This is a genomic window from Candidatus Zixiibacteriota bacterium, from assembly GCA_040753875.1.
GTDB lineage: Bacteria > Zixibacteria > MSB-5A5 > GN15 > FEB-12 > DATKJY01.
On record JBFMDV010000024.1, the window covers coordinates 1 to 11,435 of the forward strand.

Here is an 11,435-nt window from a genome sequence, read left to right on the forward strand (position 1 = left end):
ATTCTCTTCCGGGAAATGCCGTCGAATCTTCTCCCATTGGGCATCGCTTAACGTGATCGCCATGACGAAATATCGCCACGCTCTTCACGATGACAAATCAAAAACTGATTTTGAGATAGGTTCTAGTCTTTGCCAGACTGCCGCTCAAACCTCCGGATCATCATGGCCGACCCGGGACGAAAACCGAGCTTTTCATAACCGGCCTGATGCTTTCGGTCGCACACCAGATCGACCATGTAGAACTCCCCGAGAAGGGACAGCATTCGTTGGACCAACTCCCGTCCTATTCCCATGTTCCGGTACCGAGGCAGGACTTCGAGCAGCGGAATATACGCGCTCAGGATGCCGTCGCTGACGGCAGTGATGTAGCCGACAACCTGATCTGTGGCGGCATCCAGGGCCAGCACCACCCGGTAGCTTGCCCTGAGGAGGCGCAAATGCGTCTCGGGCGAAGGCTTCTTCGGCCAACGCTCGAAGAAACCACGGAGTTGGTCGGCGCCGATGTCATCGGCCGAAACGAGATATGTTATCGGGACCCCATTTGCGGAGTCTTGCCGTCGTGATACCGTACCGTCAGCTCCTTGAGCAGGCCGTCCAGATGGTACACCCGGTCAATGATATAGAGCATGTACCGCATATCCACCGCGATCGCCCGTTTCATTGACGGATCGTACAAGTAGTCGCCGCCGACCCCTTCGTAGTTGGTGTCAAAGTCGAGCCCGACCAGTTCCCCTCTCCCGTTCAGGAGCGGGCTGCCCGAATTTCCATTGGTGCCATCATTCGTCGATATGAAATTAACCGGCACATCCCCAATATGCGCATCGAAGTAAGGGCCGTGCTCCCCTGCATAATAAGTCTGCTTGAGTTCCGACGGCACCACGAACGGGTCCTGGCCGGTTTCCTTCTCCATGATCCCCTTAACCGTTGTCGCATAGCTGTACTGAACGGCGTCACCGGGTGAATACCCCTTCACTTCGCCGAAATTGATTCGGGTGGTACCGTTGGCATCCGGGTACAGTGCATCCTTTCGCCACGCTTCATACGCCTCCACCAGGAGAGGTTTGAGCCGTTTCTCAGCTCCGTCAAACGCTTTGCTCCGCTCAAGCTGGGCATCGGATTCCGGCTTCAGGACGATGGCGAGATCGATAAACGGATCGTGCAGTTTTTCCAATTCGCCCCGGGTCATGCGGAACATGGCCATGCGCGCATCCCGATCCCCGACTTTGGTATTCGCATACATACTGTCGAGACTGGCACTGATTTCCGAGTCGCTCTTCGCCGCAAACATGTTGTCGATGGCAGAAATACGCTTATCGGACGGAAGCTCCAGTGCCCGCTTGATTGCGTACTTGAATGTCTCCTTGTCCACCCTAGGAACCAGGTTGATCTGAGCCCGTTCGAGCCAACCGCGAGTCTCGGAAGTGTCCCGATTCTGGTACCCCGGCTGCCGCTCCATGTCGGGCTTCTCCCGCTCTACCGCCAGTTTGTACAGATAGCCGGCCATCGAAAAAAGGTCGCCGCTCGATTTGAGCGTCCCAAGGGCATAGTCTTTGGCCCATAGCTTTCGTTGTTCCTCGAACAGGCTGTCCAGCCCCGGCAGCGTACCGGCATATTTGGCCTGCAGGGATGCATCGCGCGACAAAAACGCCAGCAACGAATCTTCCTGCGACCGTTTCCTGGCCAGGGCATGGGTGTGCGCATAGCCCGACAGCATGCCCTGAAACTTCTTCAGATAATTGCTGATGCCGCTGATCTTCGCTTCGAGCCTGAGCGCCAGGGCGGAATCGGACTGACCAGCCTTGTGGAGAATATCTATCCGATCCTGCATCGACTGGACCGCTTTTGGCAGGTATTCTTCCAAACGGAACTTGAAACTCGAGTAACTCTCATACCGATCGGTATGGCCGGGATTGCCGATTATGAACGTCAAATCCCCTTCCTTGACTCCGTCGCCGTCAATAGGCAGGAAGACTTTCGGATGAAACGGTATATTCTCCGACGCGAAATCCGCCGGGCGGCCATCAGGACCACTATAGGCCCTCAGAAATGAGAAATCCCCAACGTGCCGCGGCCACATCCAGTTGTCGATATCGCCGCCGAAATTCCCAATCGCGTCGGGAGGCACATACACGATACGAACGTCGCGGATATCCAGGAAAGTGTAGAGAACATACTGTCTGCCGCCGAACATCTCGGCCACCTCACACTGCGTCTCGCCGGGCTTCTCCTTCTCCTTGATGATCTGCTTCGTTGCCTTCTCGACCGCTTTGTGCCGGTCGACATCACTCATTGTTGCCTTGAGTCCCTTGACCACTCGCTTGGTGACATCTTCCACGCCGATGAGGACACGGGCGTGATACCCGGACGCCGGGATCTCCTTGTCATGGGTCGGCGCATAGAAACCGTCGCGAAGATAGTTGTGCTCCACCGTGCTGTGCCGCTGGATCGCTCCGAACGCCACGTGGTGATTGGTAATGATCAGGCCATCGGATGAGACAAACGAACCGGTGGAACCGGCATCGACAACAGCCGCTGCCACGCCGCCCCCTTTGCCGTCGAAGATCTGTTCCTGGGTGAGCTCCAGACCGCGCGCCCGAAGGCTATCCCACGGCAGTTTGTGCAGGTCGTACAACGGCCACATCCCTTCATCGGCCAGCACCGATGCAGCCACAAAGCCAAATGAAATGATAATGACACGGAATGACGTCAGGCGAGCAAACATGCGAGAACTCCTTGGCATTCGTTTGTCCTAATTAGGGCAAACGGGTCCATGCATGCAAGGGATATTCTCGATGAATGTTGTCCCGATATGCGCGAAAACGGCTGCTCAGCTTCGCCTGCTGCCGGCAAGCACCCGCGATGGCAGCAGGATAATCGCCCGCAGCAACTCAAAGAGACCTTCGAAAGCGATGCCAACCAGTCGGAACGGCAAGAGTAAGAGCCAGACAATCGGATAAACCACCAGCGCCAAGAGCGCCAGTGGCCAGCAAAGGAACAGCAGTACACACCACAACAAGAATATCAACATACTACCTCTGTATACGCTGCTCTGAGCCACTCGTTGCGTTATTCCTTCGCGTCCAAACCCGCTGCGCAGCCACCGGTTTTTTCCCCTCTCTTGACTCAAATCAAGGACTTCGTAAGTCCAGGAACCGATACTGAGAGCGTAATGACCACATTGATAAGGAGGTTTTCATGAGCCCATATATGCGACGGTTTATCTATGCCTCGCTCTTCTACCTTGCGACGGCCACGCTGTTCGGCATACTGAACGGCACCACGAGCATCGGTTATTTCGGGCAGTTCGCCCACACACACTTCAATTTGCTCGGCTTTATGTCCATGATGGTGTTCGGGATCGGCTATTTCATCCTGTCGAGATTCAACGGCACCGATCTGCGCTTTCCTTCCTGGGTTGGTACCCATTTCTGGATCGGCAATGCCAGTTTGCTCGGCATGGTACTGTTTCGTGGACTCGCGGTTGAGACCGGCTCAGAACTGTTCCAAGGCATGTTCATCCTCTCGGCTGCGTTGCAGGCGATCTCGGTGTTCATGTTCGTGATCAACATCTGGCTCAGCCTCGCCCCACGCCAACAGACGTCAACCGTGGCCGATCAGGCAAGTCCGACCCGTGTCGAGTTGCCGACAGGCAGACCTGTCCCGGTCACTATGCCGACTCACATCTCTTCCATCACCATCACGTCGAGTACACCGGTTGCGGACCTGATCGACTGGATGCCCTCGGCAAAAGATATCCTGATTGGCGCCGGGCTGACGTCGCTGGCGCTGCCGGGACATCTGGACAAAGTCCGCGCGATGGGAGTGACGCTTGGCATGGCCTGTCGCAATCACGGAATCGATTTTGAGATATTGAAAGCGGACCTCGAGGCCGGGCAGGAGAACTTGGCTTCGTCAGGTTCAACGGGCAAGCCGACCCGGCCCGAGGTTTCCGGTGAAACCATGATCGGTGATGTGCTGCAGAAGTTCCCCCGGGCTCGCACCCTTTTCCAGCAGTACTTTGGCGATGGCTGCTTCGATTGCCCCGGTCAGGCATATGAATCAGTCGAGATGGCTTGCCGAATGCACGGCGTGGAGCCACAGAAGTTCTTACGGGAACTCAATCAACTGGTGGCTTGATCGCGGTCGGCCAGCTTCTGCTGAAGCTCTTCCACTGCCTTCACCAGCTCGTTCAGCCGGGCCTCCAGTTTACGGAGGTCCTGTTCGCGTGCCGGTTTCAACTCCTGCGCAACTTCGGATACGCGCTGGCCCGCCTTCCCGGCTTCTTCTTTGACCTTGGCGCCGAACGCCGAGGCCGATTTCTCCGCCTTGTCGAGCAATTCGAGGATCGCTTCTTTTCGCTTGGACTTGTCCAATTCGCCTCGCTTGATAAGGTCGTCGATTACTTGTTCCGCCTTCTGGCGCGTGATCTCTATGGCGCCGATCGACGCCAGCACCGTTTTCTTAAGAACGCCCATGGTCGACTCCCGGTTAGTTCACCAAAAGTGAATACACCCTATTCTACGCAATTTCGGCTGTCGGGGATAGGCTAAAATGAAGTCCGGCGAGGCGTTTAGTGGCGCGAGGTGGACATCACCACGATATTGACGATCTCAAGCAGCCGCTCACAGGAGAACGGCTTCTTGATGAACATATCCCCGCCCACTTTGAACGAGCGCCCCATGTCATCGTTACGATCTTTGCCGGTCAGAAAAATGATCGGTACGTTGGCCAATGTCGGTTCCTGCTTCATGTCCTGGCAGATCTGGTAACCATCAACATCCGGCATCATGATATCCAGGATGACCACTTCGGGTTTGAACTGCTTGGCCTTGGCAACTGCGCTGCGTGGACTGTTCTCCACCGTTACCGTATAACCGGCTTCGGTCAGAAACGTCTCGACTATATCCGTGATCTCGGGTTCATCGTCGATCACCAACACTCTGGCGGTCTGGATCTTGATCTTGTATGACATATGCAGATTCCTGGCCCTAACGGTTAACCGAAGCATCCTGCTTTAGTTTTTGTATCGGCTGATACACGACGAAGGTTGAGCCGCAAAATGCCGCCAACCTCTTGGAGAAGCCACTCTTAGCCCGACCATGAGTTCCGGTCGCGTCAACCGGCGATTCGACGCAACTCATTCTCCCCTTTTTGGTTGCCATTGCCCGTACGACCGGCTATCCTGAGCCCGTGAGCACTGAAAAACACGAAATCAAGGTGATCGCCCGCAATCGCAAGGCACGCCACGATTATGCTATCGAAGAAACCATCGAAGCCGGCATTGAGTTGAGGGGCTCGGAGGTGAAGTCGATCCGCGAGGGGAAGATCAACCTGTCCGACTCATACGCTGTAGTCGATAACGGGCAGGTGATCCTGCGGAATCTGCATATCAGTCCTTATAAGATGGCGTCTCGCGAACAACCGGACCCGCTCCGACCGAGACGGCTGCTCTTGCATCGCAAGGAAATTCGCAAGCTGTTCGCCAAGACGGAACAGAAAGGGATGACGCTTGTGCCCCTGACCGTCTATTTCAAGGGAAAGCACGCCAAAATCGAACTCGGCATCGGGGTAGGACGTAAGAAGTACGACAAGCGGCAGGTGATTGCCGAAGCTGAAGCCAAACAAAGGATCAGCCGCGCAACCCGCAAAGACCTCGATTGAGCATGTCAAAGAATTTCGCTAACGTCAGAATCCTGACCCTTGTCATGGTGGCTGTTGCCACCGCTTTCATTCAGCACGCAGAAGCCAAAGTGCGCCTGCAGGTCTCCGGAACGGTCGAGCAGATCGATTCGTACGATGACAACGGCATCACCTATGTGTCGCTGTCGCAACTGGCGGATGAACTCGAAGGTACGCTGGAATGGGTGATGCTCGGCCACCAGGTGAGCTATACGGTGAACGGCACCCGATTCATATTTCTGATTGGGTCCCCCTTCTTCCGCGCGAACGATTCGGTCTTCAACATGACCTACCCGGCACTGTATCGCGACGGCCAGTTATTCGTATCACCGTTGACATTCACTTTGTTTCTGGACCGCGTCCTGCCCGAAAAGATCACCTGGAACAACGATGATCAGACTTTGCGTGTCGATTCCGAGTACTTCAACGTCACCGATCTCTCGATCCAGGCGAAATCCAACGGCCTCCTGATCGAGTTGTTTCTGTCCGAGGCGATGCCGTACGATGTTTTCGTCACCGAGGGAAACTGGGTGAACATCTCCATCCGGGATGCTTCCCTGAACATAGCCAGGATCGAATCGCGGAAAGATGACCGGTATCTGATCGCCGTCAGAGCGCACCAGGAAACGGGGGTCGGCCAGGTGTCGCTGCAATTGCGAAGAGCGGTCAAGGGATGGCACCACAAGCTGGTGAACGACCCGCCGCGCATACAGATTTCCATCCCCGATGTCGCTTTCACCGCTGACTCGATCGTCACCCCGCCAAAACTCGGCCCCGATAACAAGATCGATGTTATTGTGATCGACCCCGGTCACGGCGGTCAGGACTATGGCGCGATTGGACCGAAAGGCACGCGGGAGAAAGACGTCACGCTGGCTATCGCCCGACACCTGTCCGATCTGATCCGGAAGGATAAGGTCTTCAAGGTAGTGATGACTCGCAACAGCGACAAGACGCTCACGTTGCAGGAACGGGCGGACATCGCCAACAGCGCCGGCTGTGACCTGTTTCTGTCCATCCACGCCAACGCTTCGCCGCAGAAAAACGCCCGCGGCTGGAACGTGTTTTTTCTGGCGCCGGCCCGAAACGATTCGGCCAGAGCCGTCGAGCAACTCGAAAACAGCTACTTCCTCCGGGATGCCACCGCTGCGAAGAACGACGATGACAATCCCGACGGCCCGTCCCCCGACAACCCGATCGTCAACATTCTCAATGAGATGATCATGACCGAGTTCCAGGCGGAGTCGAACGACCTGGCCCTGATGATCGACAAGGAGTTCCGTAAAGAACTGGAAACACCGTCGCGGGGCGTTGACCAGGCCGGGTTTTTCGTTCTGAACAACGTGTTTACTCCTTCCGTGCTGATCGAGACCGCGTTCATCTCCAACGCTGGAGAAGAACGGTTATTGAAACAGTCTGATTTCCAGAAACAGGTCGCCGGAGCCGTCTATGCGGCGGTGAAGCGTTTCAAGGCTAAGTATGAAAGCAAATAGAAGGGGACAAGATACATGGATGCACCCGTAGGCGTATTCGACTCCGGTGTCGGCGGACTAACCGTCGCCAAAGAGCTGTTCAAACTCCTGCCACAGGAGGATGTGGTCTATTTCGGCGATGTCGGTCGCTCGCCATACGGAGGCCGCTCAAAGGAGATTATCACCACGTTCACGCATCAGGACGTGGCGTTCCTGATGGAACACCGGGTCAAGTATATCGTCTGTGCGTGCAACACGGCGTCGTCGGTGGCACTCGATGATGTCAGCAAAAACTACCCGGTCAAAATGATTGGTGTTATCGAACCCGGGGCGAAGGCTGCAATGGAACGGACCAAAACCGGGCGAATTGGCGTGATCGGCACAGTTGCGACAGTTACCTCCAACGCCTATGCGCGGACTATCCATGACCTGGACGCTAAGGTGAAAGTGTTCTCATTGGCCTGTCCCCTCTTTGTACCACTGGCTGAGGAAGGGTATATCAACAAAGAGGCAACATACATGATCGCACGCGATTATCTGAAAACGATGAAGGATGTCGATGTTGACACCCTGATTCTGGGCTGCACGCACTACCCGCTGCTCAAACATGTCATCGCTGATGTCATGGGGGACAAAGTCCACCTTATCGATAGCGGTGAGGAGACCGCGAAAGTTGCATACCGGCAATTGGTCGAAGAGCAACTTCTAAGCTCCCGCAATTCCCAGCGTCCCGGTCTGGTCGGCGAACACAAGTTTTTTGTCAGCGATGTCCCGGAGAAATTCTCCCAGGTCGCCACGCGTTTCCTCGGGGAGTTGGTGGATAATATTACCAGAGTGGACATAAGCAGGTATTGATTCTGCCCATGCAGCTCGTCCTCGCCACCAATAACAAAGACAAAATCACGGAGATCAAACATCTGCTCGATGATCTTCCGGTTACGATCCTGACCGCTGACGACTTTCTCGAGTTCCCCGACCCCGAAGAAACCGGCGCTACGCTCGAAGAAAACGCCATTCTCAAAGCACGCGCCACTGCCGAATTCACGGATCTGCCGGCTTTAGCCGATGACAGCGGGCTCGAAGTCGACGCGCTCGACGGCGCTCCGGGCGTATTCTCATCACGCTATGCCGGTGACAATGTCACCTATCGCGATAATTATCTAAAGCTTCTCGATACCCTAAAGGGTGTCCCAACACAAAGGCGAACGGCACGATTCCGCTGCATCATTGCGATCGTTTGGGAAGACATGACTATTGAGACCGTGGAAGGGGTAGCCGAGGGGTTGATCGCCGAGAATGTTGTCGGGGACAAGGGGTTCGGCTACGATCCGGTCTTTTTCTACCCACCGCTCAATAAACGTTTTTCCGAGATGTCGCTTGATGAAAAGAATCTCGTGAGCCACCGCGGGAAGGCGCTTCAGGAAGCACGAACCGTTATCATTAACCGACTCAACGCCCGCCGCTGAAGGCGTGGAGGTCGGCCCGCGCTTCGCGCAGCAGGTGAGGGTTCGACTGTGTGTCGGGCGTCCCCGCCCGACACCCGTCAATCAATTTCGCTATAGTTTCGCTGCTGATTCCTGCACGGAGCTATATTTCGTAGAAACTGGTTGTCTCTGCAGCCGTCCCGCCATGGAGGGAACGGTCATCTGGCAACCACTGCCGAAAAACCTCTCGGGTGTCTCCGATCAGGTTAGAGTGCCCCGCCGCAGCCCTGAGCGCCGCTCAGGTATTGTCCTTCGCGTTGGCGAAGAACCGTCGCGGGCTCCGCTCGCAGGGCTCGTCCGCCGATGAGGGCGGATGATCCCGCCTGACATGCCCGGGTGACTCGCGCCACTCAACACGACTGGTGAATCGGTTCGGACCGATCGTGGCATCGACCGTAAGGGATGCCCGGCGAGAGGACGCCGTAAAACACTCCTCATTTGACCGCCGGCTGCAGAGACATAGAAATTCGGAATCGCACCATATGACGGGAGTCATTGCGAGGCGCTTCGCCGAGGCAATCTCGGAGCGTGTCCCCCACCGCTCGCGGCGGGACCGTTGCACGTTACTATCGCACAGCAAGCCTTCGACTCCGCTCAGGCCGATGGCTGTGCGGCACCCTGAAAACCCCTTCTCCCCTTTGGGGAGAAGGTGGCCCCGAGCGCAGCCGAGGGGCACCGGACTACCACGCCACATTCCTCAAACTTAACTTTCCCAAATCCAGATCAAACATACAAGGGGCTGCGATGCCAACAACGCTGAAAGCCTGCGGCGGAATCATTCCTCTTGTGTCACGTCCTGGCCTCTGCCGACAGGCAGACGATCTGACCTCACACCTTTCAACGCAACGGTGGCTACCTCGATTCCTGCAGCGACGCCGTCTCCTCGTCCGTATACCCCAGCGCTTTGAAATCGAGCACGCCATTAGAGTTATGGCAATTTGTGCAGGTCAAGGCGCCATCTTTGCGAATGGCGTGACTGATCTCGAGCAACGCATCCTGTGGAATCCAGCGCGGCTCGACTTTCTTCACCTGCACGGCATCGACGTACGCTCCGCCGTTCCAACCATCCACTTCCATAAACTGCATGAACTTGTCCATCAGGTACCATTTGAACATCCACCCGTACATCATGGCCATCATCGGCTTCTCCAGTTCCTTTGCGGCCGCTTTGTCAGGATCACCGGTGGTGAAATAGGTTGGTAGATTGTACGGCACATACATGCCGCCGAACGGTCCCATGTTTTGCAGGTCGATATGCTGACGCCCGTTGAACAACTTCATCGCGTATATTTTCGACGGTCTCCCCTGCTTCGCAATAGGGCGCATTGTCTTCTCATACCAGGCCGCGTAGTCGAACTGCGCGTACTCCGGCCACACATGCATGGGATTGTAAAACCGATACAAGTTCTTGCCATTGGGATTATCCCCTATTGCGTTCCCCAGAAACGTAGCATCGCCGTTCCACCACACGTAAACGATCCCCTTGCCCGGCGCAGTTTCTTTCAGGGTATCGTCATAGATGTAAATGCCCGGATGCTCTTCAAAGACCGGCCTGGCAAAATCCCGGTAAGTGGCGTTGTCCGGATGCAGCGATGGTATATGGCAGGTCTGACAGGCGATCCGTTCGATATGACTATTCAGGTAATCCGCCATCTCGACATTGGTCTTGTGAGGCGTGACTCCGTGGCAGTTTTCACAGGCCACCTCGGTTGCCGGCAGATCGTTGGCCATCATTGTCGTGGTATGAGTCCCTTTGGCAATGTAGTGCCCTTCTGTAGTATGGCACTCTATGCAGGAAACGCCGGCCGCCGCGTGCACGTCCCATGACGGCGAAAACGGCGTCCCGCGCTTGCTTCCCGGATGTTGAATGCGGGGCCGCTCATGGCCGAGTTGCCGGAAGCTCTGCATGTAACTTGGATCGAGCGAATCGATATAGATGTCGCCACCCAGATTGTGTTGATGGCAGCGCAGACAGGCCTGCGAGACCGGTTTCGTCACGCTCATGGCCGCGAGCATCGACCTGTCCTGCTCCCACCGCATCAGTCCGTTTGGATCTTTGACAGTCTGCTTTTTGTTCATGTCGTACGCGACGGCGTGACAAATGAGGCAGTCGATCGCTTCTTCTTCTTCTGTGAGCGTCCGGTAGCCGGGCATGATCTCACCAAGCGGCGTTTGGTACTGACCGCCAATATGACACTGACCGCACCCCTCGGAGAGGGTATCCCCATTCGGGAGAATCACCTGCTCAGCCCATGCAGTCATAGCGAACGATCCGGGTTTCGGGCACGGGCGGTCGATCTTCCCCATGGGAAAATTGTCGGCCTTGACACCGTTGAAGCCGTACACGTTTGGGTGTTCGTTGCTGAAGAACCGGTAATGCACCGAACTGGTCAGATTGGCCATCAATTCGACTTTCTTTGGCTGTCCCGTTACTGCATCCTTGACCGTAATTTGTTCGTGGCAGGCGAGGCAGGTTTTTGGGCCGTCATACGCCAGAATGCCCGCCTTCGTGAACCGTTCGATATGCTTGAACTCCCCCCTGAATTCTGTATTCAGTTTGGCGGCCAACGTCTCGAACTGATCCGGTGTAACTTTTTCAACTGCAAAAGTGATCTTGCCGGGGCGGCTATCGGAAGGCATCATCCAATTGATGAGATTCGACCAGTATCCGTATATCAACAAGGCACTTATGACTACGAGAGCCGGCACCAGCAACAACTTGCTTTTCATATCGACCTCACGATACAGGTTTCGACATCATTTCGTTCACAGTGTTAGACTGGCCAATCTACAATTTGAT

At 55.6% G+C, this 11,435-nt stretch carries 11 protein-coding genes; 5 read left to right on the plus strand and 6 right to left on the minus strand.

Annotated features, from left to right (window positions below):
* Positions 1–122: 122 nt before the first annotated feature.
* From AB1644_08415 to AB1644_08425, 3 genes are all read right to left on the minus strand, one after another.
* Complete coding sequence (locus AB1644_08415) at positions 123–530, minus strand: GNAT family N-acetyltransferase (protein MEW6051064.1); 408 nt, start codon at positions 528–530, stop codon at positions 123–125.
* Positions 527–2,722 carry a S46 family peptidase gene (locus tag AB1644_08420; protein ID MEW6051065.1) on the minus strand — a complete coding sequence of 732 codons (2,196 nt, stop codon included), beginning with the start codon at positions 2,720–2,722 and terminating at the stop codon, positions 527–529. The genes AB1644_08415 and AB1644_08420 overlap by 4 nt, the downstream gene beginning before the upstream one ends.
* A 105-nt stretch (positions 2,723–2,827) precedes the next feature.
* Positions 2,828–3,028 (minus strand): hypothetical protein, encoded by a 201-nt coding sequence (locus AB1644_08425; protein ID MEW6051066.1) that lies wholly within the window; start codon positions 3,026–3,028, stop codon positions 2,828–2,830.
* Between the two features lie 167 nt (positions 3,029–3,195).
* Here AB1644_08425 and AB1644_08430 point away from each other — a divergent pair, with 167 nt between their 5' ends.
* Complete coding sequence (locus AB1644_08430; protein ID MEW6051067.1) at positions 3,196–4,137, plus strand: DUF1858 domain-containing protein; 942 nt, start codon at positions 3,196–3,198, stop codon at positions 4,135–4,137.
* On the opposite strand, the gene AB1644_08435 is transcribed toward AB1644_08430, so the two are convergent.
* Entirely contained in the window at positions 4,122–4,475 is a 354-nt protein-coding gene (locus AB1644_08435; GenBank protein ID MEW6051068.1) for a hypothetical protein, read from the minus strand. The genes AB1644_08430 and AB1644_08435 overlap by 16 nt on opposite strands.
* Before the next feature lie 95 nt (positions 4,476–4,570).
* Positions 4,571–4,972, minus strand: coding sequence for a response regulator (locus AB1644_08440; GenBank protein ID MEW6051069.1), 402 nt, complete (start codon positions 4,970–4,972; stop codon positions 4,571–4,573).
* 218 nt (positions 4,973–5,190) lie between these two features.
* Here AB1644_08440 and smpB point away from each other — a divergent pair, with 218 nt between their 5' ends.
* From smpB to AB1644_08460, 4 genes are read left to right on the plus strand one after another with little or no spacing between them, the layout of a single operon-like run.
* Positions 5,191–5,661, plus strand: coding sequence for an SsrA-binding protein SmpB (gene smpB / locus AB1644_08445; GenBank protein MEW6051070.1), 471 nt, complete (start codon positions 5,191–5,193; stop codon positions 5,659–5,661).
* 2 nt (positions 5,662–5,663) lie between these two features.
* Positions 5,664–7,172, plus strand: a complete 1,509-nt coding sequence (locus tag AB1644_08450) for an N-acetylmuramoyl-L-alanine amidase (GenBank protein MEW6051071.1) — start codon at positions 5,664–5,666, stop codon at positions 7,170–7,172.
* Positions 7,173–7,187: 15 nt separating this feature from the next.
* Positions 7,188–8,006, plus strand: coding sequence for a glutamate racemase (murI, locus tag AB1644_08455; protein ID MEW6051072.1), 819 nt, complete (start codon positions 7,188–7,190; stop codon positions 8,004–8,006).
* Positions 8,007–8,014: 8 nt separating this feature from the next.
* Positions 8,015–8,617, plus strand: a complete 603-nt coding sequence (locus tag AB1644_08460) for an XTP/dITP diphosphatase (protein MEW6051073.1) — start codon at positions 8,015–8,017, stop codon at positions 8,615–8,617.
* Between the two features lie 870 nt (positions 8,618–9,487).
* Here the strand turns inward: AB1644_08460 and AB1644_08465 are convergent.
* Positions 9,488–11,365, minus strand: coding sequence for a multiheme c-type cytochrome (locus tag AB1644_08465; protein MEW6051074.1), 1,878 nt, complete (start codon positions 11,363–11,365; stop codon positions 9,488–9,490).
* Positions 11,366–11,435: the final 70 nt, after the last annotated feature.

Bases quoted from the DNA above. Each gene is read 5' to 3' on its own strand.
- AB1644_08430 (MEW6051067.1), top strand. From the start codon at position 3,196: ATGAGCCCATATATGCGACGGTTTATCTATGCCTCGCTCTTCTACCTT.
- AB1644_08450 (MEW6051071.1), top strand. From the start codon at position 5,664: ATGTCAAAGAATTTCGCTAACGTCAGAATCCTGACCCTTGTCATGGTG.
- AB1644_08440 (MEW6051069.1), bottom strand. From the start codon at position 4,972: ATGTCATACAAGATCAAGATCCAGACCGCCAGAGTGTTGGTGATCGAC.
- AB1644_08425 (MEW6051066.1), bottom strand. From the start codon at position 3,028: ATGTTGATATTCTTGTTGTGGTGTGTACTGCTGTTCCTTTGCTGGCCA.
- AB1644_08465 (MEW6051074.1), bottom strand. From the start codon at position 11,365: ATGAAAAGCAAGTTGTTGCTGGTGCCGGCTCTCGTAGTCATAAGTGCC.
- murI (MEW6051072.1), top strand. From the start codon at position 7,188: ATGGATGCACCCGTAGGCGTATTCGACTCCGGTGTCGGCGGACTAACC.
- AB1644_08435 (MEW6051068.1), bottom strand. From the start codon at position 4,475: ATGGGCGTTCTTAAGAAAACGGTGCTGGCGTCGATCGGCGCCATAGAG.
- AB1644_08420 (MEW6051065.1), bottom strand. From the start codon at position 2,722: ATGTTTGCTCGCCTGACGTCATTCCGTGTCATTATCATTTCATTTGGC.
- AB1644_08460 (MEW6051073.1), top strand. From the start codon at position 8,015: ATGCAGCTCGTCCTCGCCACCAATAACAAAGACAAAATCACGGAGATC.